General features: G+C 63.1%; 21 protein-coding genes and 1 tRNA gene. 4 read left to right on the top strand and 18 right to left on the bottom strand.

Annotated elements, in window-relative coordinates:
- The 4 genes from ACE3OA_RS12235 to ACE3OA_RS12220 form a co-directional block, all read right to left on the bottom strand.
- Window positions 1-918 carry a glycine--tRNA ligase subunit alpha gene (locus ACE3OA_RS12235; RefSeq protein ID WP_374311061.1) on the bottom strand — a complete coding sequence of 306 codons (918 nt, stop codon included), beginning with the start codon at window positions 916-918 and terminating at the stop codon, window positions 1-3.
- Between the two features lie 201 nt (window positions 919-1,119).
- On the bottom strand, window positions 1,120-1,365 hold the full coding sequence (locus tag ACE3OA_RS12230; RefSeq protein ID WP_374311060.1) for a hypothetical protein: 246 nt from the start codon (window positions 1,363-1,365) through the stop codon (window positions 1,120-1,122).
- Between the two features lie 18 nt (window positions 1,366-1,383).
- Window positions 1,384-2,145, bottom strand: coding sequence for a tRNA1(Val) (adenine(37)-N6)-methyltransferase (locus ACE3OA_RS12225; protein WP_374311059.1), 762 nt, complete (start codon window positions 2,143-2,145; stop codon window positions 1,384-1,386).
- A complete protein-coding gene (locus ACE3OA_RS12220) occupies window positions 2,145-2,369 on the bottom strand; it encodes a DUF2007 domain-containing protein (protein WP_374311058.1) in 225 nt (74 codons plus the stop codon). The genes ACE3OA_RS12225 and ACE3OA_RS12220 overlap by 1 nt, the downstream gene beginning before the upstream one ends.
- A gap of 136 nt (window positions 2,370-2,505) precedes the next feature.
- On the opposite strand from ACE3OA_RS12220, the gene ACE3OA_RS12215 reads away from it, so the two are divergent.
- From ACE3OA_RS12215 to ACE3OA_RS12205, 3 genes are all read left to right on the top strand, one after another.
- Window positions 2,506-3,528: a polyprenyl synthetase family protein gene (locus tag ACE3OA_RS12215; protein ID WP_374311057.1), complete on the top strand. Its 1,023-nt coding sequence runs from the start codon at window positions 2,506-2,508 to the stop codon at window positions 3,526-3,528.
- Between the two features lie 161 nt (window positions 3,529-3,689).
- Window positions 3,690-3,766, top strand: a tRNA-Pro gene (locus ACE3OA_RS12210).
- A 133-nt stretch (window positions 3,767-3,899) separates the two neighbouring features.
- The gene (locus ACE3OA_RS12205) at window positions 3,900-5,744 is read left to right on the top strand and encodes a PHA/PHB synthase family protein (protein ID WP_374311056.1); all 1,845 of its coding nucleotides are present in this window, start codon (window positions 3,900-3,902) and stop codon (window positions 5,742-5,744) included.
- 9 nt (window positions 5,745-5,753) lie between these two features.
- On the opposite strand, the gene ACE3OA_RS12200 is transcribed toward ACE3OA_RS12205, so the two are convergent.
- The 9 genes from ACE3OA_RS12200 to ACE3OA_RS12160 form a co-directional block, all read right to left on the bottom strand.
- Window positions 5,754-6,032 (bottom strand): hypothetical protein, encoded by a 279-nt coding sequence (locus ACE3OA_RS12200; RefSeq protein ID WP_374311055.1) that lies wholly within the window; start codon window positions 6,030-6,032, stop codon window positions 5,754-5,756.
- Window positions 6,029-7,135, bottom strand: coding sequence for a DUF2336 domain-containing protein (locus tag ACE3OA_RS12195; protein ID WP_374311054.1), 1,107 nt, complete (start codon window positions 7,133-7,135; stop codon window positions 6,029-6,031). The genes ACE3OA_RS12200 and ACE3OA_RS12195 overlap by 4 nt, the downstream gene beginning before the upstream one ends.
- 140 nt (window positions 7,136-7,275) lie before the next feature.
- Window positions 7,276-8,598 carry an aspartate aminotransferase family protein gene (locus tag ACE3OA_RS12190; RefSeq protein WP_374311053.1) on the bottom strand — a complete coding sequence of 441 codons (1,323 nt, stop codon included), beginning with the start codon at window positions 8,596-8,598 and terminating at the stop codon, window positions 7,276-7,278.
- 29 nt (window positions 8,599-8,627) lie between these two features.
- On the bottom strand, window positions 8,628-9,290 hold the full coding sequence (locus ACE3OA_RS12185; RefSeq protein ID WP_374311052.1) for an ABC-type transport auxiliary lipoprotein family protein: 663 nt from the start codon (window positions 9,288-9,290) through the stop codon (window positions 8,628-8,630).
- The gene (locus tag ACE3OA_RS12180) at window positions 9,287-10,225 is read right to left on the bottom strand and encodes an MlaD family protein (protein ID WP_374311051.1); all 939 of its coding nucleotides are present in this window, start codon (window positions 10,223-10,225) and stop codon (window positions 9,287-9,289) included. The genes ACE3OA_RS12185 and ACE3OA_RS12180 overlap by 4 nt, the downstream gene beginning before the upstream one ends.
- A 29-nt stretch (window positions 10,226-10,254) precedes the next feature.
- Complete coding sequence (locus ACE3OA_RS12175; protein WP_374311050.1) at window positions 10,255-11,025, bottom strand: ABC transporter ATP-binding protein; 771 nt, start codon at window positions 11,023-11,025, stop codon at window positions 10,255-10,257.
- Between the two features lie 4 nt (window positions 11,026-11,029).
- A complete protein-coding gene (locus ACE3OA_RS12170) occupies window positions 11,030-12,157 on the bottom strand; it encodes an MlaE family ABC transporter permease (RefSeq protein WP_374311049.1) in 1,128 nt (375 codons plus the stop codon).
- A 74-nt stretch (window positions 12,158-12,231) separates the two neighbouring features.
- The gene (locus tag ACE3OA_RS12165; protein ID WP_374311048.1) at window positions 12,232-13,512 is read right to left on the bottom strand and encodes a type III PLP-dependent enzyme; all 1,281 of its coding nucleotides are present in this window, start codon (window positions 13,510-13,512) and stop codon (window positions 12,232-12,234) included.
- Window positions 13,513-13,752: 240 nt separating this feature from the next.
- Window positions 13,753-14,259: an Lrp/AsnC family transcriptional regulator gene (locus ACE3OA_RS12160; protein WP_374311047.1), complete on the bottom strand. Its 507-nt coding sequence runs from the start codon at window positions 14,257-14,259 to the stop codon at window positions 13,753-13,755.
- Between the two features lie 102 nt (window positions 14,260-14,361).
- Here ACE3OA_RS12160 and ACE3OA_RS12155 point away from each other — a divergent pair, with 102 nt between their 5' ends.
- The gene (locus ACE3OA_RS12155; RefSeq protein WP_374311046.1) at window positions 14,362-14,877 is read left to right on the top strand and encodes an adenine phosphoribosyltransferase; all 516 of its coding nucleotides are present in this window, start codon (window positions 14,362-14,364) and stop codon (window positions 14,875-14,877) included.
- Here the strand turns inward: ACE3OA_RS12155 and ACE3OA_RS12150 are convergent.
- From ACE3OA_RS12150 to ACE3OA_RS12130, 5 genes are all read right to left on the bottom strand, one after another.
- Window positions 14,865-16,091, bottom strand: coding sequence for an RNA polymerase sigma factor (locus ACE3OA_RS12150; RefSeq protein ID WP_374311044.1), 1,227 nt, complete (start codon window positions 16,089-16,091; stop codon window positions 14,865-14,867). The two genes, ACE3OA_RS12155 and ACE3OA_RS12150, sit on opposite strands and share 13 nt — an antisense overlap.
- Window positions 16,081-16,425 (bottom strand): YciI family protein, encoded by a 345-nt coding sequence (locus tag ACE3OA_RS12145; protein WP_374311043.1) that lies wholly within the window; start codon window positions 16,423-16,425, stop codon window positions 16,081-16,083. The genes ACE3OA_RS12150 and ACE3OA_RS12145 overlap by 11 nt, the downstream gene beginning before the upstream one ends.
- A gap of 112 nt (window positions 16,426-16,537) precedes the next feature.
- A complete protein-coding gene (locus tag ACE3OA_RS12140) occupies window positions 16,538-17,767 on the bottom strand; it encodes an amidase (RefSeq protein ID WP_374311041.1) in 1,230 nt (409 codons plus the stop codon).
- On the bottom strand, window positions 17,739-18,011 hold the full coding sequence (locus ACE3OA_RS12135; protein WP_374311040.1) for a hypothetical protein: 273 nt from the start codon (window positions 18,009-18,011) through the stop codon (window positions 17,739-17,741). The genes ACE3OA_RS12140 and ACE3OA_RS12135 overlap by 29 nt, the downstream gene beginning before the upstream one ends.
- 52 nt (window positions 18,012-18,063) lie before the next feature.
- Window positions 18,064-19,335, bottom strand: coding sequence for a cysteine desulfurase-like protein (locus ACE3OA_RS12130; RefSeq protein ID WP_374311039.1), 1,272 nt, complete (start codon window positions 19,333-19,335; stop codon window positions 18,064-18,066).
- Window position 19,336 lies beyond the last annotated feature (1 nt).

The following is a 19,336-nucleotide window of genomic DNA, read 5'->3' as shown; positions in this document are numbered from 1 at the left end:
TTATGCCTCCCCCTTCTGCGTGGCTTCCCAGGCTTCGCAACACGCCTTGGCGAGCGTGCGCACGCGGCCGATATAGGCCTGGCGTTCCGTCACCGAGATGACGCCACGCGCATCGAGGAGATTGAAGAGGTGGCTGGCTTTCAGTGCCTGGTCATATGCCGGCAGCGGCAGGGCCTTATTGCCACCGAGCAACGCCGCGCATTCCTTCTCCGCATCCACGAAATGCTGCAGGAGCGTGTCGGTATTGGCGCGCTCGAAATTGAAGGTCGAGTATTCCTGTTCCGATTGCAGGAACACGTCGCCATAGGTCATGCCCCCAGGACCTTCTACGCCATTGTAATCGAGGTCATAGATGCTCTCGACGCCCTGCACATACATGGCGAGGCGCTCGAGGCCATAGGTGAGTTCGGTCGAAACCGGATTGCACTCCAACCCGCCCACCTGCTGAAAGTAGGTGAACTGCGAGACTTCCATGCCGTCGCACCAGACTTCCCAGCCCAGGCCCCAGGCGCCGAGCGTCGGGCTTTCCCAATCGTCTTCGACGAAGCGGATGTCATGCTGCAGCGGATCGATGCCGATCGCCTTCAAGGAACCGAGATAGAGATCCTGGCTGTCGGCCGGCGACGGCTTCAGGATCACCTGGAATTGATAATAATGCTGGAGGCGATTGGGGTTCTCGCCATAGCGGCCATCCTTCGGGCGGCGCGAGGCCTGCACATAGGCGGCGCGCCAGGATTTGGGACCGAGTGCGCGCAGAGTGGTCGCCCAATGAAAGGTACCGGCGCCCACTTCCATGTCATAGGGCTGCAGGATCACGCAGCCCTGCTCAGCCCAATAGCGCTGCAGCTTCAGAATGAGCGCCTGGAAACAGGTCTCAGGGTTCGGTTTCCGGCGCGCAGGCTTCGCCTCGGCGGGCATAATCGGTGAATCCCCCTACAATATTCATTCGGGCGTGGCCGTGACCGGCTTCTTGGTGCGCCGCAACATACTCAGCCGTGTGAGGTTAATCAAGCCAAGCCTGGGTCAAACCCATGCTGAAAAGCGCGCATTTCCGCCAAATTCATGTGACTTAACAGGAGAAAAGCCAAATCCCGCGCGCTGCGGTCGATTTGCGCGGCGTCAGTTCCCGCTCTGGCCGCAGGAGCAGCCCGACTTGGCCGGAAAATAGGCGCCGCAGGATTTGCACTGGACCATGTCTTCGATCGGCTTCTGTGCCTTGCCGTTGGCCTTGGCACCATTCGTCCGGTCGCCGACACGACTGTCCTGCTCGCCCCGGGCGACCTTGCCGCGGCGCATGAAATACCACACCGCCGCGATGATGGCGGCGATGATCAGTAGTTTGGGAAAAGTGGGGAGACCGAACATGGCCGAGATTTAGCGGCCTCAAGCCGGGTCGGTCAAGGATAACTCCTGGGATAACTCATTGAGCGGCAAAGCGGCAGCCTCGCGCAAGACCGCGTCGGTCAACGCCGTAAAGCGCCCATCCGCCTCATGCAGCGGCCAGGCCTGCAGCATCCGGAAGCCAGGAGGAGCACCTCTTTCACCCTGCAGGATGACCCGCTTGGCGCCGGCACCGGCGCGTGGCAGCAAAGGCAGCTGCCGCAGATTGCCGAGCCCCGCCGCCATCAGTGCACATAGCTCTCCTGCACGGTCGGCGCGGTGGATGAAGGTAACGCTGCCGCCCGGCTTTACCGCAGCAATGGCCGCCTCGACCCAGTGGCGGAGCTTTGCCTCGCCTTCGACATTTGCCAGCGCCTTGATGGGATTGGGCGAGATGGAAGCCGTCTCCCGTGCCAGATAGGGCGGATTGACGAGCACATGATCGAAGCCGCCATCCTTGAAGGCGAGGAGATCGCCGGCCGCGAAAGTGACCCGGTCGGCAAGGCCGTTCGCTGCGGCATTGCGTACGGCCAGCGCCACTAGCGCCGGCTGCAGGTCGATTCCATGCACTGCGATTCCGGCGACGCGCGCGGCCAGGCACAGCGCCGCCGTGCCCACGCCGCAGCCAAGATCCAGCACGCGCTGGCCTTCCTTCGCCGGGATCGTGGCGGCCAATAGGACGGGGTCGATCGCCGCGCGATAGCCATCCCGCGGCTGCATCAGCTGCAGGCGGTTGCCGAGTACGCGGTCGGTGCTGGTCTCCATCAACTCTGCGCGTCCGGCGACAATTCCGCCGCTTCGATCAGCACCGAACGGGCGCGATGGATATCGTCATCCGCCACCATCAGGCGTTGCGGCAGGATGTCGAGACTGCCCTGCATGATGCTGGAATGCGTGTCGAGAATCAGGGAATCGATGCCCGCATCGGCCAGCAGGGCCGTCAGGAAGGACAGCCTAACCGGGTCGCCGGACCGGATCAGTTCGCGCAAAGGTCAATTCCCTTCGGATTATACCCCGCGCCGATATGTCGCGGGCCCCGCCCCGGCTCGGCTTGACCGAACGGGGAGAGCGGCTATGCTCGCCCGAGATAAGACTTTTCTCAAGAATTTACGTAGGGATTTCAGCGTGGCTGTCGTCGTTAACCTCGAAACCGGACGCAAAGACGCCAAGGGCGATGCGCTGGACCGGCTGACCGATCTGGTCGCGGCCGATCTCGGCCGCGTCAACCAGCTCATCATCCAGCACATGCAGAGCGACGTGCAGCTCATCCCGCAGCTAGCCGGCCACATCATCGCTGCCGGCGGCAAGCGCCTGCGCCCGCTCCTCACCCTCGCCGCCGCGCATATGTGCGGCTATCACGGCGAACGCGCCGCGGGCCTTGCCGCCTGCGTCGAGTTCATCCACACCGCCACCCTGCTGCATGACGATGTCGTCGACGAGAGCGCCCTGCGGCGCGGCGAAGCTTCGGCCAATGCGGTCTGGGGCAACAAGGCGTCGGTCCTGGTCGGCGACTTTCTTTTCAGCCGCGCCTTCCAGTTGATGGTGGCCGATGGTTCCCTGCGCGTGCTCGAGATTCTCTCGACCGCCTCCGCCGTCATTGCCGAGGGCGAAGTGCTGCAGCTGATGACCAGCAACGATACGGCGACGACGGAACAGGCCTATCTCGAGGTCATCAAGGGCAAGACGGCTGCCCTCTTCGCCGCTGCTTGTGAAGTCGGTGCGGTGGTGGCCGGGCGCCCCAAGGTCGAAGAGGACGCGCTGCAAAGCTTCGGCCTCAATCTCGGCATCACCTTCCAGCTCATCGACGACGCGCTCGACTATTCCGCCAAGCAGGAAACGCTGGGCAAGACCGTCGGCGACGATTTCCGCGAGGGCAAGATTACCTTGCCGGTCATCCTGGCTTTCCTGCGCGGCGACGCTGAAGAACGCGCCTTCTGGCAGCGTACCTTGGAAGAGGTCGACCAGAAGGATGCCGACCTTCGCCATGCCATTCACCTGATGGAACGCCATGGCGCCCTAAAGGACACGGTAGCCCGCGCGGCCCATTACGGCGCCATCGCCCGCGATGCGCTGGGCATCTTCCCGGAGGGCCCGGAAAAGCGCGCCCTTATCGATGTGGTCGACTTCTGCATCGACCGCGGCTTCTAGTCCAGGTCGAGGCCGGGAAAGGCACAATCCCCTCAATAGCTTGCGCCCGCGGGACAAAGTTTTCAGGCAAGCCCAAGGCAGGCTTGCGCCGGCCCGGCGCAGCGGCTATAAGGCACCGCGTTTCGCCGCCCGGCACTTCCAGGACCCGGGCGTCTTCTGGTCGGAGTGTAGCTCAGCCTGGTAGAGCACTACGTTCGGGACGTAGGGGCCGGAGGTTCGAATCCTCTCACTCCGACCAATTCGCCCATTTCGGGCCTGTTTTCCACATCTCCAAGCTTTTTTGCCGCAGCGCAGCAAATTCATTTGCCGCCAAGGCCTTCGCACCCCATTTTCGTTTCCTGGACTATTGAAACCTCGCCCAGGAGCCTGGAATGACTGCAGCGGCACAAAAGCAACGCGGTGCGCGCAAAGCGACCCCGTCACGAGCCGTGGCGCTGCGGCCGTCTTTGCCGGCAACAAGGAGCCCGCAGCTCTCGCCGCCGCCCGTTCAGGAACATGATCTGCTGTGGGGATCGGTCAGCGGCGACACCATTGATCGGCAGGTTCACGCCACCCTCGCCCGCCTCACATTCGGCATTTCTCCTGCTTCTCTCTACGAAGCCTATACCGACTGGGCCGTGCATCTTGCCATGTCACCCGGCAAGCAGGCGCACCTGATGCAGAAGGCCGTGCGCAAGGCGCTGCGCTTTGCCAATTATGCGCAAGGCTGCGCCCGCGAAGGTGCCAAAGCGCCGAACTGCATCGAGCCGCTGGCCCAGGACAAGCGCTTCGATGCGCCGGCCTGGCAGCAATTCCCCTTCAACCTCCTGCAGCAATCCTTCCTGCTCACCCAGCAATGGTGGCACAACGCGACGACCGAGGTGCCCGGCGTTTCGCAGCATCATGAAGACATGGTGTCCTTCGCCGCGCGCCAGCTGCTCGATATCTTCTCCCCCGCCAACTTCATTGCCACCAATCCTGAGGTCCTGCAGGCCACGGCGCAGGAAGGCGGCGCCAATCTGCAGCGCGGGGCCGAGCAGTTCCTGGCCGATTGGGAGCGACTGATTGCCGGCAAGCCGCCGGTGGGTGCTGAGCGCTTCGTTCCCGGCGAGAGCGTTGCGGTGACACCGGGCGAGGTCGTCTATCGCAACGAACTGATCGAACTCATCCAATACAAGCCGCAATCGCCCAAAGTGTTCGCCGATCCGGTGCTGATCGTGCCGGCCTGGATCATGAAATACTACATTCTAGACCTGTCGCCGGAAAACTCGCTCGTGCGTTACCTGGTCGAACGCGGCCATACCGTCTTCATGATCTCCTGGAAGAACCCGGAATCAAGCGACCGCGACCGCTCCTATGACGATTACCGGCGCCTTGGGGTGATGGCGGCAATCGACCATATCTCGGCGGCAATGCCGAAACGGCCGATCAACGCCGCCGGCTATTGCCTGGGTGGCACCTTGCTGGCGACCGCCGCCGCGGCAATGGCGCGCGACAACGATACGCGCCTCAAATCCATCACCCTGCTGGCGGCCCAAGTCGACTTCACCCAGGCCGGCGAACTCACCCTCTTCATCGACGACAGCCAGGTCTGCTTCCTTGAAGACATGATGTGGGAGCAAGGCTATCTCGATACCAAGCAGATGGCCGGCGCCTTCCAGCTGCTGCGCTCCAACGATTTGATCTGGTCGCAGGTCCTGCGGCTCTATTTGCTGGGGCAAAAGCCGCAGATGACGGATTTGATGGCGTGGAATGCGGATTCGACGCGCATGCCCTACCGGATGCATTCCGAATATCTGCGTGGGCTGTTCCTCAACAACAATCTGGCGCGCGGTCAGCACATGGTGGATGGTCGCCCAATCAATCTGGCCGATATCCGCGTGCCCATCTTCGCCATCGGCACTGAGCGCGACCACGTGGCGCCTTGGACCTCGGTGCACAAGATCACCTTCCATCCCGCAACCGACGTCACCTTTCTGCTGGCAAGCGGCGGCCACAATGCCGGTATCGTCAGCCCGCCGGGCAAGGACGGCCGCCATTACCGCGTTTCGACCAAGGCGGCCGGCGAGCGCTATCAGGATCCGGAGACATGGTTTACTGCAACCCCCGAGCATGAAGGCTCGTGGTGGCCACAATGGCAACATTGGCTGGCGCAACATTCCGGCGCCAAGGTGACGCCGCCGGAATTTGGGGTATCGTTGGGGGCAGCGCCCGGACGATTTGTCCAACAGCGCTAGGGGCCTAGCTCACTCGAGCGGAATACCCTCATCCTTCGCAACGGCCCGGTAGATTTCACAGGCCTTGTCGGGATTGCCGGCGGCCAGGGCTTCGCCGCCCTCATTCATGCGGCCGTTCGCCGCGACGACACGCTGGCTGTCTTCCTCGGTCGTGGCCGCAGCCGCCTTTTCACCCAGCGCCGTCGACACCTTGACCATCAGGTCGACCGCTTCCTGCTGGTCGCAGGCATAGGCAGGAGCGGCGGACAGCGCCAGCAGCGCTCCGAGAGAAATAATGAGATTTTTCATGCTGCGAGCTGCTTCAACTTCTTCATGAGATATTCGAGGTTGTCGTTGCCGATATCCTCGAACTGGGTGAGAACGCGTTCGATGACGCGGGCGGAGAAACGCGCCCGGTCGTTGGCTCCGCCGTCATAATCCATCTCGCGTGCCACATCGAAGGCGACGCGGAAGGCCGGGAACAGATTGGCCGGCAGGGGTGTGCGCTGATAGATCGACTGCAAGCCGAGCTTGCCTTCGTCATGGATCAACACACGGGCGCTGACGATCGGCATGTTGGCCAGCACCGCCAGGCTCGCTTCGAAGAAGACGAGATCGCCGGTGCAGAGTGTGCGCAAGATCAGCGACGGCGTCAGCCGCTTGTTGTCGCGCAGCTGTTTGACCAGATCGACCACATCGGCCGATTTCGTCCCCGGCGGCAGCAGACCGGCGGTCGCCCGCTCACGCGCCTGCAGCACCAGATCGGCCGCCATTTCAGCCGAGATTTCCTTATGCGACAGCAGATGCTCGCGCAGGGATTCGGAAACGCGCGCCACGATCTTTTCGGAAATGCGCAGCGGCAGGTTGGCCCGCGCCACCAGCGAATTGTTCACGACAGGATCGGCGCCGAATTTGGAGAAAGCCTTCTCCAATTCGGCATCCTTCAGTGAAGCCCCGGGATTGTTGACCAGCGTCGCCACGACGGCCCCGGATTTGCCGTGGTCGATCAGTGCGTTCGCGACCTCGCCCGAAACACTGGCGCGGCGCGCCACGGCCGATTGCTTCTCGGCGCTCGACATGCGGATGATTTCGATGAGGTCGACATCGGACAGAACGGTCGAGAATTCCAGCACCGGCAGGGAGACGATTTCGACATCGCGCGCAAGGCTCAGCGCTACATCCTTGGGCAGCTCCGGACTGGCTTTCAGATTGATCGACAGCGCTTCGCGCACCCGCACTTCGGCGTCGCGTACCATGACGCGGAAAATTTCTTCAGCGAGTTGCTTTTCGGCAGCCGTCAGTTCGGTTTCGTAGAACGCCTTCGCGACCTTGGTCGCCGTCTCGACCCGCGCATCCGGCGACGGGTCGGTCATCAATTTGCGGACATCGGCTTCCGTTAGCATGCCTGCCATCGAGGCTTACTCCAGTCTGAGGGGCGGCTCATTGCCCTGTCGTGGTGCCATCAAAAACACCTAATCCACAATTCGTTAAAGTAGTGACAACGCCGCCGGCCGTCGATACTTAAAATTTCGCGCAATCACGTACTTAGCTCTCATCCAACCGTCTGCTTGAGCGCGCGGCCCATCTTGTCGACGATCTCGTCGAGCTGCCCGTCGGTGAGGTTGAAGGGGGGCGCCAGCAGGATGTGATCGCCGCTCTTTCCGTCGATGCAACCGCCCGCCGGGTAGGTAATTAATCCCTCCGCCATCCCCGCCTTGCGGTATTGCAGCCATTTTTTATCCGCTGGATCAAAGGCTTGTTTGGTCTCGCGGTCGGCCACCAGTTCGAGGCCGATGAACAGACCGCGGCCACGGATGTCGCCAATATGTGGATGCTGGCCAAATGCATCGTTGAGGCGGGCACGCAGCTTGCCGCTGAGGTCACGCACGCGCGCCAGGAGATTTTCTTCCTCGATTGCCTCTTGGACGGCAAGTGCAGCCGCGCACGCCATGGTGTGGCCCGCATAGGTATGCCCGTGCTTCAGCTGCCCCGACCCTTTCTCAAGAGCCGACACGATCTTGTCATGGGCGAGGAAGGCGCCGATCGGCTGGTAGCCGGCCCCGAGTCCCTTCGCCATGGTGAGGATATCCGGCGTGACACCATCCTCGGCGCAGGCATAGAGGTGGCCGGTCCGGCCCATGCCGCACATCACTTCATCGAACACCAGCAATACCCCATAGCGGTCGCAGATCTGGCGCAGCCGCGCCAGATAACCCGGCACAGGTTCGGCGCAGCCCAATGACGAGCCGGCGATCGGTTCGGCAAAGAAGGCCGCAACCGTATCCGGACCCTGTTTCAAGATCGCCGCTTCCAGTTCGCCAGCAATGCGGATGCCATATTGTTCGGCGCTCTCATCGGCGCGCCGCTCGCGATATTCATAGCAGGGCGAGATATGCGTCACCGGCAGCAGCAGGGGTTCATAGGTCTGGCGCCGGTTGACGTCATGGCCCAGGGACAAGGCGCCCAACGTATTGCCGTGGTAGCTGCGCTCGCGCGCGATGAAATGGCGTCGCTGCGGCTGACCGATCTCCAGGAAATACTGCCGCGCAAGCTTCATCGACGCCTCGATCGCTTCCGACCCACCAGAGACGAAAAAGGCATGGCCGAGCCCGGCCGGTGCCTGCGCCACCAGCTTGTCAGCCAAGGCTTCCATCGCCGGGTGGGTGAAGAAGGCGGAATAGGCGAAGGCGATCTCACCCGCCTGGCGCCGCACGGCCTCGATCACCTTGGGATGGCTATGCCCGAGACAAGAGACGGCCGGTCCGCCCGAGGCATCGAGATAGCGGTTGCCGGCACTGTCGATGACATAGGCGCCATCGCCCTTGACGGCGGCGGGCAGCGGATTGCGAAGGTCGCGATGCAGAACGTGGGACATGATGCTGAGATCTTTTGGTTGGTGATGGATCAGGATTGGGGTGCCGCGAGGACGCCGGCGATGAGTTGGTTGAAAACGTCGCCCAGTGCCGCTTCGAACGCCGCGACGATGCCAGGGAGGCCGCCGCCTGCCGAAGGTTGGCGCGCTTCGGCGGCGATCGATTTGACGATCTTGCGTTCCGGCATTTTGACGAGCTTCGCGGTGATGCGGACCACGGCCTCGCCGCTGCTGCCACTATAGGCCGCCTGGAAGTCGCGCAGTTCGGACTGCAGGATATAATCGGGCTTCAGTCCGGCGGAATCGCGCCCCACGGCCAGTTGCGGCACGACATCCTCGAAGGCCTCGATCAGCTTCGACTGCACCAATGCCGGGGCCGCGTCCGACCAGACGCCTTCGGCAAAATATTCGATCCGGTTGGCAGCGCGGCTCAGCGCGATGCGGTTGGTCGCGAGATCGGCGCCGGCCTTGGGCTCAGCCACCACCAGCTGCCAGTCGAGCGACGGCGGATTGGTTACGTCGGCCACCTTGGGCGAGACGGAATAGAGATTGAGCGGCGTGTTGACCTCGGGGACGATACCGCATCCCGTCAGCAAACCGCCGGCCAGCAGGCCACTCGCACCAATGAGAAGCCCGCGTCGACTGATCGGCCTGATCGATTGGTCGCTGGTGTTATGAACAGAAAAATCGATCATGGGGCGGGCACACCTTTGCTGCGGTCCGAAAGGAAGAAGCGCGCCGGATCGCGCTCCAGTTCCTGCGAAATGCGGGCCATGGAGGCGACGAGATCGCGCAGCTGCGCGATGAGGTCAGTCGCTTCGTAAAGCGCCGTGCCGGAGAACTGCTTCAGCGGTTCGCGGTTCTCTGCCACCATGGCGTTCATCTGATCAGAGGTCTGTTCGAAGGATTTTGCCATTTTTTCAAAAGAGTCGACGGCCTTCTGCGCTTCCCTCGCGGCTGGCCCGAGCGTCTTCTGCAGATCGGAAGCCAGCTTGCGGAACTCATCCCCCGCTTCGCCGACATTGTTCACCGCGGCATTGCTGTCGGCGATCAGGGCATCGATTTCGGGCGCGCGGTCCTTCAGGCCCTTGGAAAGGTCACGCAGATTGTTGAGCGTATCGGTCAGCGCCTGCTGGTTTTCGCGCGAGAGCATGGCGTTGAGGTTGTTGGCGATGCGGTCGATCTTGGCGACAAGGTCCGGCGCCTGGCGGGTCAGGCGTTCCAGCGCCGAAGCGGCCGCTGGCACTTCACTACCCGGCGGCAGCAAGGGCTGGGAGGAACTGCCGCGGCTCAAGGACATGCCGACACCGCCGGCGATGCTCTGCAATTCCAGGGTCGCCTGTGAATCGACGCGCAGTGGCGTCCCGGCGCGCACCTGGAAATCGACACGGGCCAGTGCGCTGTCATCCGGATCGATGCGGACATCGGTCACGCGACCGACCGGAATACCGCCGAAATTGACCGTGCTGTCGACGCGCAATTGCGACACCGATCCGGAGAAGCGGGCGTAATAGGCATTGTAGGAGACCTGCCCCTGAAATTTCGCCGCCCACAGCACGAAAATGAAGGCGCCCGCCAGGAGCAGCAGCACGAAGCTGCCAACCGCCAGATGCCGAGCCCTCGTTTCCATGATGCGTTCAATCCTGCTCTAACTGTCTATCAAGCGCCGATACCCGCGGCACGGGCGCGCGGACCATGGAAATACTCCTTGATCCAGGGATGTTCATCCTTCAAGTGCTCTTGAAGCGTCCCGACCCGTATGCGCCGGTCAATGAGGATACCGATTCGGTCGCAGATCGCCACCAGAGAGTCGAGGTCGTGGGTGATCATGATCACCGTTAGACCGAGACTTTGTTGCAGATTGCGGATGAGTTGGTCGAATTCAGCCGCCCCGATCGGATCGAGGCCCGCCGTCGGCTCGTCGAGGAAGAGAATGTCCGGATCGAGTGCCAGCGCGCGCGCCAGGCCCGCGCGCTTCTTCATGCCGCCCGAAAGCTGCGATGGGTATTTGGCGCCCGCTTCGGCCGGCAGGCCGGAGAGGCGGATTTTAAGAGCCGCCAATTCGTCCATCAACTGTGGGCTGAGATCGGTGTGCTCGCGCATCGGCGCCTGTACATTCTCAGCCACGGTCAGCGAGCTAAATAGTGCGCCGTTCTGAAACAGCACGCCCCAGCGCGCTTCGATCTTGGTCCGCTCGGCGTCGCTGATCTGGTCCATGCGTTGGCCCAGCACAGAAATGGTGCCAGACGCCTGTCGATTGAGGCCGATGATGGTACGCATCAGGACCGATTTACCGGTACCTGAACCGCCCACGATCCCCATCACCTCGCCGCGGCGCACATCGAGATCCAGCCCGTCATGCAGGATCTGGGCACCGAAGCGGTTGACGATGCCGCGCAGTGAAATGACGTTGTCCTGTTTCTGCGCCATGCCGTCAGATCCCCAGATAGGAAAAGAGGATTGAGAACAGCGCATCGACGATGATGACCAGGAAGATGCCCTCGACCACCGACCGGGTGGTCAGTCGGCCGACGCTTTCGGCGCTGCCCGACACGCGCAGGCCCTCAAAGCACCCGATCAGGGCGATAAGGGCGGCAAAGAACGGCGCCTTGATCAGGCCGACCCAGAAATGTGTGACCGTGATCGCCTGGTTGAGCAGGCTCAGATATTGGCCGAAGCTGATATCGAGCAGGGCGATGCACATGAGACCGCCGCCCAGCAGACCCATCATGTCGGCAAAGAAAGTGAGGAGCGGCAATGCCACCATCAGCGCCAGCACGCGCGGCACCACCAGCACATCCATCGGATCGAGGCCGATGGTACGCAAGGCATCCACTTCCTCATTCACCTGCATGGTCCCGATCTGCGCCGTGAAGGCCGATCCGGACCGGCCGGCGACGACGATGGCGGTCAGCAGCACCGCCATCTCACGCAGCACCGAGATCCCCAACATGTTGATGGTAAAGGTCTGCGCACCGAAGCGCGCCAGCTGATCGGCGCCCTGGAAGGCCAGGACGACGCCCACCAGCAGATTGATCATGCCGACGATGGGCAGGGCATTGAGGCCTGTCTGCTCCAGATGCGAGAAAATCGCGTTCCAGCGCAGCTTCCAGGGCTGCACGGCAAGGCGCGCCAAGGCACTCATCAATCCGCCGAAGAAGGCAACGAGATCGCGGCTTTCAATCAGGATGGCCTCGGCTGCGGCGCCAACCTCCGCCACCTTGTCGCCGAGGTTACGTCGCGGCAGTTCCGCCGGCAGCACATCCTGGGTCTCGACCACGCGTTTCAGGAGGACGGCGAGATCCGGGTCGCCCTCCTTCGTCTCCACCTTGAAGCCGGCGCCGACCAACGCATTGCCGTGCCGACGGATGAGCCAGGCGCCGGACGTGTCGAGTTGATCGATGGCGGCGAGGTCGATAAGCGCGGCCTTCCCCTTCGCCTCGGCCGGAATGGCGAGGTCGCGGGACAGGCGCGTTGCGTGATCGATGGTCCAAGCCCCACCGCATGACCAGATGGCCATGCTGCCGCTGGTGCTGAATTTGACCCAGCCGGGGTCGCTCATGAGTGCCTCAAATGCAAAACGGGCTGCAGTCTAGCAGCCCGTCCTCGCACAGCAATGATGGAACCGCCTCGGGCTCAGATGAAATAGGCCTTCAGAGGGTCGAAGCCATTGAAATTGATGGCAGAATAGGTGGTCGTGTAGGCCCCGGTCGAGTGCAGACGCACCCGGTCGCCGGCCTTGAGGTCCAAAGGCAGGCGGTAATTGGCCTTGTCATAGAGGATGTCGGCTGAGTCGCAGGTTGGCCCGGCGAGGATCACCGGACCGGTCGCGGTCGCCACCGTATCCAGCGCCTCGACTCGGTATCGGATCGCCTCGCCTTCGGTCTCGGCGAGACCACCGAAACGCCCGATATCGAGATAAACCCAGCGGCGCTCCTCGGTCGCCGATTTGCGCGAGACCAACAAAACCTCAGCCTCGATCACACCGGCATCTGCCACCATGTAGCGGCCGGGCTCGATGATGAGGCGCGGCCAGGCGTTGCCGAAGCTCTGGTTCAGGGCATGCGCGATCGTGGCGCCATAGGCGTCGATGCCGGCAACACCCGGGGCGTATTCCGCCGGGAAACCACCGCCGAGATCGATCAGATTCAAAGTGACGCCAGCCTTGGCGCAACCGTCGAACACGGTCTTGGCGCTGGCGATGGCGCGGTCCCACTGGCTGGGATCGAGCTGCTGCGAGCCCACATGGAAGGAAACACCCGCCGGCTTCAGGCCCAAGGCCTGGGCCTCGATGAGGAGTTCGGTCGCCATTTCCGGCACGCAGCCGAATTTGCGATTGAGCGGCCAGAGGGCCCCTTCCGCCTCGATGAGAATGCGGCAATAGACTTCAGCGCCCGGCGCGTGGGCGGCGATCTTGCGCAATTCCTCAATGGCGTCGAAGGCAAACAGCTTCACGCCGATGCCATGGGCCCAGGCGATATCCGAAGGCTTCTTGATGGTATTGCCGAAGGAGATGCGCTCCGGCGTGGCGCCCGTGGCCAGGGCCGAGCGGATCTCGCCCGACGAGGCGGTGTCGAAGCTCGAGCCGGCGGCTGCCAGCCGATCGAGGATCTGCGGCGCCGGATTGGCCTTCACGGCATAGAAGATCTCGGCCTGCGGCAGGGCGGCACGAAGGGCCGCATATTTCCGCTCGACGACGTCAAGGTCGACCACGAGGCAGGGTGTCGCCGGTTTCTCGTCATTGAGAAACTGCAAGGCGCGTTCGGGCCGGGGGCCGGCATCATTGGCGATGACCGCCTGGGGTGCCAGCTGCGCCCGCAAGGAGGTCGCCGTCAGGTCACGGGCGCTGACTTCCTGGCTGGCCTTCTTCGACTTCGCCAACTTCGACTTCACTTGCACGGCCGCAATCTTGGTCATCTGCCTATTCTTCCTTCCCAAATCGTCCCCTGGGGGGCGGATGGGGGCTTTTGGGACCCCGAAAATGAAATCGCCGCGTTGGAAACCCCCATCGAAGGGGCGAATCCCACGCGGCGAATGCCATCATGGCGGGAGAATAGATAAGATTTGCTTAGCAGGATTTGTCGTTTTTGATGGGCGCCAACGCAGAATATCTGCGCAGGTTGGGGCCCCTCACCCGAAGATTTTTCTGCTTCGGCCCTATTCGGCCTTCAGCTCGCCCGGATCGATCAGTTCCTTCAGCGGATAGCCGGCGAACTTCTTGGTCTCCGACATGATCACGTTGGTGGTGACCGAGGCGATGTTCGGGTCTTGCTCTATGAGGGCGTTGTGGATCTCGACATAGTCACCCACGGACCGGCAGACGAAGTGGACGATATAGTCGAAATTGCCCGAGATCTGATAGCAGGCAATGGCCTGAGGCGTGTCGTCGATGAGCCTCTCGAACGCCCCCTGCTGGGCGCGGCCGTGTTTGTGCAGGGTCACGAAACTGAGGATCTCGACATGGTCGGCGACCTTGGCGAGGTCGATATCGGCCCGGTAGCCGCGGATGATCTTCTGCTTTTCCATCTGCCGCAGGCGCGTATGGCAGGGGCTGGCGGAGAGGCCGACCTTGGCCGCCAGTTCCAGATTGCTGACCCGGCCCGCTGCCTGCAGAGCGGTCAGAATCTTGACGTCCACCTTGTCGATCCGCTGCGACTTGCGCATGCCTGCCTGCCCTTTCCGCTTTGGTCTTTCCCCGCCTGGGTCAATGGCTTATACAGCCAGACGAGCGGCCGGCGCCACCTCCCCTAACCGTTTCAGGTCACGATGGATCTCAAAGAACATATCCGCCACGTCCCGGATTTCCCCAAACCGGGAATCCTTTTTTATGACATCTCGACCCTGCTCGCCCATGCCGGCGCCTGGCACGAGGCGCTCAACCGGCTGACCGACATTCTGGGCGCCTACAGGCCGGACGTCCTGGTCGGGATCGAATCCCGCGGCTTCCTGGTGGCGGCCCCCTTGGCCGACCGGCTGGGCACGGGCTTCATCATGGTGAGGAAGCGCGGCAAGCTGCCGGGCGAGACCATCCGCCATGCCTATGATTTGGAATATGGCCAAGACGTCATCGAGATCCAGGCCGAGGCGATCAGGCCGGGCCAGCGCGTCATCGTGCTCGACGATCTGCTGGCGACCGGCGGGACCATGGCGGCGGCCGTCACCTTGCTGGAAAAAGTCGGCGCCGATGTGGTGGCGATCGGCTGCCTGATCGAGCTGACTTTCCTCAACGGCCGCAAGCGCTTCAAGACTCCCGTCCACAGCCTTCTCAGCTACGACAGCTGAAGCTCGTTCCGGCGGCGCGCAAGCCACAGCTTTTCCGCCGGTCCCGGGGCCAGCGCGAGGGCGGCGTCGTAAGCCGCCAACGCGTCTTCGGTCCGTCCCATGCGGCGCAACAGGTCGGCGCGGACCGCATGGTAGGGTGGGAAGCTGGCGAGTGCGGCACCGTCCAGCCGCGACACTTCCTGAAAGGCCACATCAACGCCAGCAACCTCGGCCAAGGCGACCGCGCGATTCAATCGAATGACGGCATCGTCGCGCCGCTCGAGCAGCATTTCGTATGCTTCGAGAACCTGCGGCCATGGGGCCGGATCCGTCAGGCTTCGGCGACTGCACCACAATCCGTGAATCCTTGCCTGCAGGATGCGCGGGCTGGGTTCGGCCGCTTCCGTGCGGGCGAGATAGCGCCGCGCCGCGCCGATCATGGGCTGGCGCCAATCCACCGGATCCTGTTCGGAAAGCGGCACCATGGCCCCGTCATCGGCAAGTCGTGCCGGTCGCCTGGCTTCGGCAAAGCGGACAGTGGCAGCCAGCGCCAGCACCTCCGCCTCCTGCGGCAGCAGGTCGGCAAGGAGTTGCGTCAGCTCCAGCATCTCCGTGGCGAAGCCGGCATGCGGACCCGACCCGGCCGCATCCTCGTGCGCCATGGCATAGGCGATCTCCAGCGTGGTGAGGACCGCATCCAGCCGCTCCGGCCAATGCGCCGGTGCCGGCAGCTCGAAGGGGACGCCGGCCTCGGCGATCTTGCGCTTGGCCCGTACCAATCGCTGGGCGAGCGTCGGTTCAGCCAGCAGAAAAGCGCGCGCGATCGCCGCTGTCGAGATACCGCAGACGAGTTTCAGTGTCAGCGCCGCGCGCGCTTCAACCGCCACCGCCGGATGGCAGCAGATGAAAATGAGGCGCAGCCTTTCATCCGGAATGAGCATGCGGTCATCCATCAGCATTTCTTCAGCGCTCGCCGCCGCTTCGACCGGCTCTGGCATTGCCACGGCACGTCGATTCCGGCGCAGCGCGTCGAGCAGGCAGCGCTCCGCGACCCGGTAAAGCCAAGCCGCCGGATCGTCAGGAATACCGCGCTGGGACCAATGTTCAGCGGCTTTCAGGCTCGCCTGGGCGAAGGCTTCCTCGGCCAGGTCGAGATTGCGAAAACGCACAGCGAGCGCCGCAATGATGCGGCCGCCCGCGTTGCGCACAGCCTCTTCAAGCGACCTAGTCGGCATCCGCCGTCATCAGTGGTCGGATCTCGACCGCGCCGTTCTTGAAGAGCGGCAGCTTCCTGGCAATCCCGATCGCCGCATCGAGGTCCGGCACGTCAATGAGATAGAAGCCGCCCAACTGCTCCTTGGTCTCGGCAAAGGGGCCGTCATGGACGACCTGCCTGCCGCCATCGGTGCGCACGGTCGTTGCCGTTGCGACACCCTTGAGACCGGCGCCGCCGACATGGTGCACCTTGATGTCCTGCTGGAACTCCATATGCCGCTTGATCAGACCGGGATCCGGCCGTTTGTCGCCGAAAGACGCCTCGTTCTCGTAGACCATCAACATGTATTTCATCGACTTAGCCCCTCCTCCGGGCCGAACGGGCACGCGCCCACCGCATGCCTTTCACCCGGACAGACGCTCGAGATCAGCCACTTTCGACAGCCCTCGCAACTTTTTTTGCCCTTCAGGAAAGAAAATCCGGTGCGAGTCGCGCGGCGAGGTCCAGCAGGGCCCGGTCGCGGCCGTGGCGGGCGATGAGCGAAAGGCCGACCGGGGCACCCTGCACGACGCCGGCCGGCAGGGTCACCTGCGGCAGGCGGGCGAGACCGGCGATGCAGGTCAGGCTCAGCGTGCGGTCGCGGAACCCGGCCGAATCCGCGGCGCTCATCGATTTCAATGGCGCGATATCGGCAGCGGTCGGGATGATCAGGATGCCGTCTGCCGACAGCATGTCGTCGAGGCGCCGGGTAATGGTGTGCCGCAGTTCCGCTTCGCCAGTATCCGCCTTTGCGGCCGCTTCCTTCGACATGGCGAAGCGTTCGGCGATTTCCGGGCCGAAGCGGGGCTGCGCGCTGTCGATCCAGGCACCGTGCTCGGCCCAGATTTCGCGCATCTGCAGGAAGCGGAAGGCCATGCGCCAGGCGGAAAGACCGCCACAATCGGCTGCGAGCGTCATGTCGATGGCCGGTCCGATTGCCGCCACGGCCTTGTCCCGCGCCGGTACAAGTGCTGCCGCCACGGCCGGGTCGGCAAGCGCCCAGGCATCGCGCGCCAGATAGGCTTCGCTGAAAGAGCTTTCGTCCCCGGTATCGGCCGGCAACAGCACGGCACCCACTTTGGCCAGTAGATCGGCGCTGCGCGTAAACCAGCCCACCGTGTCGTGGCTTCTGGCCAGCGGCATCACGCCGCGATCGTCGACCACGCCATGGCTGGGGCGAATGCCGAAAATGCCGTTGAGCGCTGCGGGAATGCGGACCGAGCCGCCGGTATCTGTCCCCAGCGCGAAATCACAGGCACCGCCCGCCACTGCCGCAGCCGATCCGGATGAGGACCCGCCGGGAATGCGGTCGGGTGCCGCCGAATTGCGCGGGGTACCGTAATGGAAATTCTGCCCGTTGAGGCTGAACGCCATTTCATCGGTAATGGTCTTGCCGATAGCGCGCGCGCCGGCCGCGAGCAGCCGCGTCACGCTGGCGGCATGCGCCTTCGCCGGCTGGTGGGTGCGCAGCCAGTCCGGATTACCGCCGCCCGTGACGCGACCCGCCACGTCGTAGAGATCCTTGATGGCGAAGGTGAGCCCGTCGAGCGGCCCGGACGCTGTCGGTTCAAGGGTAAAATCTCCGCCCGGTGCCAGGGCGCCAAGCGCGCGCAGGCGCTGCCAGGGCTCAGGTTTCTGTGCCGTCGCTTGATTCATCGTCCTCTTTCCGGGGCTTTTGATTTGGTTCGTCTTCAGGATGCTGTCGGCGGATAATGATATCGCCATTCGGCAGCACTTCCGGCGCGGAATACTGCGGAATCGTTTTCATGAGCAGATCCAAGGCCTGCAGGATCTTCGCCAAACCCTGCTCAGCCAGCCGCTCGGCGTCTTCGGTGTCTTGTGCATAGGAAGGCGTCAGAGCCCACAGGCTCAGAAACAGGATAGCGGCGATCCGGCGCATGTCTCGGCCCTCGACACATTGTTCGCGGGCCGAGACTAGCACATACCTTGCATCACCGCTTCTGCAGATAGACGTTAAGGGCGCCGAGGAAGCGGTCGATCTCCCCCGGCGTATTGTAATGGGTGGGGCCGACACGCACGACGCCGCCTTTGTCGATGAGACCCAGACGCGTCACCGGCTCGACACCGTAATTGTGGCCGTCCCACACATAGATGCCTTGGCTCGCCATGAATTTCGCGACTTCGGTGGGGTCACACCCGTCCATCGCGAAGGACACGGTCGGCACTCGACGGCTGAAGGCCGCCCGGTCCGTAATGCCCATGATGCGGAGGTTCTTGACCTGGCTTAGTCCGGCGATCAGCCGTTCGGCCAGATCGTGGTCATGGCGCAGCATGGCTTCGACGCCAGCAACAATGCGCTGGCGACGGGTCAGCGCCGGATTTGTGGCGCCGCCGAAATTCTTGCCCAGCCATTCGTAATATTCGATCGCCCCCATGATGCCGGCCAGTTCTTCGCGGTTGGTCGTGCCGGTGACGAATTTCGACGGCAATTCTTCGGTGGCTGCCCGTACCTTGTAGGCGGTCAGCCGGTCCAAATGCTCCCGCTTGCCCCAGAGCAGTCCGTAATGGGGGCCATAGAATTTGTAGGCCGAGCAGACCAGGAAATCGCAGCCGATATCCTGCACGTCGATGACGCCATGCGGCGCGAACTGCACAGCATCGACATAGACCAGCGCCTTGCCACCGCTGGCGGCTTTCGCGGCAGCAGCGATCGCCTTCACATTGTTGATGGTACCGGTGACGTTGCTGGCATAGCCCACCGCAACCAGGCGCGTGCGGTCGGTCACGACGTTGCCCACCTGCGTCAGGTCGAATTCGAAGGTCTCCGGGCTGAAGTCGAGCCATTTCAGTTTGAGGCCACGTTCCTCGGCCATGATGACCCAGGGCGTCACGTTTCCATCATGGTCCATGCGCGAGACGACGATCTCGTCGCCGGACTTCAACTCGCGCCCCAGGCTGCGCGACATCATGAAGGTGAGCGTCGTCATGTTCTGACCGAAGACGATTTCCTCAACGCTGGCCGCGTTGACGAAATCCTTGGCCGCCTCATGGGCATCGTCGACCAGCTTGCCGGCAAGGATCGAGGTCTCGAACTGGCCACCAAGATTGGCGTTCACCTCAGTCATCGCCCAGACCATGCGGTCGATCGACTGCCGTGCCATCTGCGTGCCGGCGGGATTGTCGAAGAACACGGCCGGTTCGCCGTTTTGCAGCCGCTTGAGGCCCGGAAATTGGCCGCGAATGGCGGCAACGTCATAAGTCATG

Origin of the sequence: Dongia sp. (assembly GCF_041906375.1) — a bacterium.
Classification (GTDB): domain Bacteria; phylum Pseudomonadota; class Alphaproteobacteria; order Dongiales; family Dongiaceae; genus Dongia.
This window is presented reverse-complemented; position numbering and strand designations above follow the sequence as displayed.

Bases quoted from the DNA above. Each gene is read 5' to 3' on its own strand.
- ACE3OA_RS12235 (WP_374311061.1), bottom strand. From the start codon at position 918: ATGCCCGCCGAGGCGAAGCCTGCGCGCCGGAAACCGAACCCTGAGACC.
- ACE3OA_RS12230 (WP_374311060.1), bottom strand. From the start codon at position 1,365: ATGTTCGGTCTCCCCACTTTTCCCAAACTACTGATCATCGCCGCCATC.
- ACE3OA_RS12165 (WP_374311048.1), bottom strand. From the start codon at position 13,512: ATGACCAAGATTGCGGCCGTGCAAGTGAAGTCGAAGTTGGCGAAGTCG.
- ACE3OA_RS12185 (WP_374311052.1), bottom strand. From the start codon at position 9,290: ATGATCGATTTTTCTGTTCATAACACCAGCGACCAATCGATCAGGCCG.
- ACE3OA_RS12130 (WP_374311039.1), bottom strand. From the start codon at position 19,335: ATGACTTATGACGTTGCCGCCATTCGCGGCCAATTTCCGGGCCTCAAG.
- ACE3OA_RS12225 (WP_374311059.1), bottom strand. From the start codon at position 2,145: ATGGAGACCAGCACCGACCGCGTACTCGGCAACCGCCTGCAGCTGATG.
- ACE3OA_RS12175 (WP_374311050.1), bottom strand. From the start codon at position 11,025: ATGGCGCAGAAACAGGACAACGTCATTTCACTGCGCGGCATCGTCAAC.
- ACE3OA_RS12135 (WP_374311040.1), bottom strand. From the start codon at position 18,011: ATGCGCCGGATCGCCGCTATCCTGTTTCTGAGCCTGTGGGCTCTGACG.
- ACE3OA_RS12170 (WP_374311049.1), bottom strand. From the start codon at position 12,157: ATGAGCGACCCCGGCTGGGTCAAATTCAGCACCAGCGGCAGCATGGCC.
- ACE3OA_RS12160 (WP_374311047.1), bottom strand. From the start codon at position 14,259: ATGCGCAAGTCGCAGCGGATCGACAAGGTGGACGTCAAGATTCTGACC.
- ACE3OA_RS12195 (WP_374311054.1), bottom strand. From the start codon at position 7,135: ATGGCAGGCATGCTAACGGAAGCCGATGTCCGCAAATTGATGACCGAC.
- ACE3OA_RS12190 (WP_374311053.1), bottom strand. From the start codon at position 8,598: ATGTCCCACGTTCTGCATCGCGACCTTCGCAATCCGCTGCCCGCCGCC.
- ACE3OA_RS12150 (WP_374311044.1), bottom strand. From the start codon at position 16,091: ATGCCGACTAGGTCGCTTGAAGAGGCTGTGCGCAACGCGGGCGGCCGC.
- ACE3OA_RS12155 (WP_374311046.1), top strand. From the start codon at position 14,362: ATGGATCTCAAAGAACATATCCGCCACGTCCCGGATTTCCCCAAACCG.
- ACE3OA_RS12205 (WP_374311056.1), top strand. From the start codon at position 3,900: ATGACTGCAGCGGCACAAAAGCAACGCGGTGCGCGCAAAGCGACCCCG.
- ACE3OA_RS12200 (WP_374311055.1), bottom strand. From the start codon at position 6,032: ATGAAAAATCTCATTATTTCTCTCGGAGCGCTGCTGGCGCTGTCCGCC.
- ACE3OA_RS12180 (WP_374311051.1), bottom strand. From the start codon at position 10,225: ATGGAAACGAGGGCTCGGCATCTGGCGGTTGGCAGCTTCGTGCTGCTG.
- ACE3OA_RS12145 (WP_374311043.1), bottom strand. From the start codon at position 16,425: ATGAAATACATGTTGATGGTCTACGAGAACGAGGCGTCTTTCGGCGAC.
- ACE3OA_RS12140 (WP_374311041.1), bottom strand. From the start codon at position 17,767: ATGAATCAAGCGACGGCACAGAAACCTGAGCCCTGGCAGCGCCTGCGC.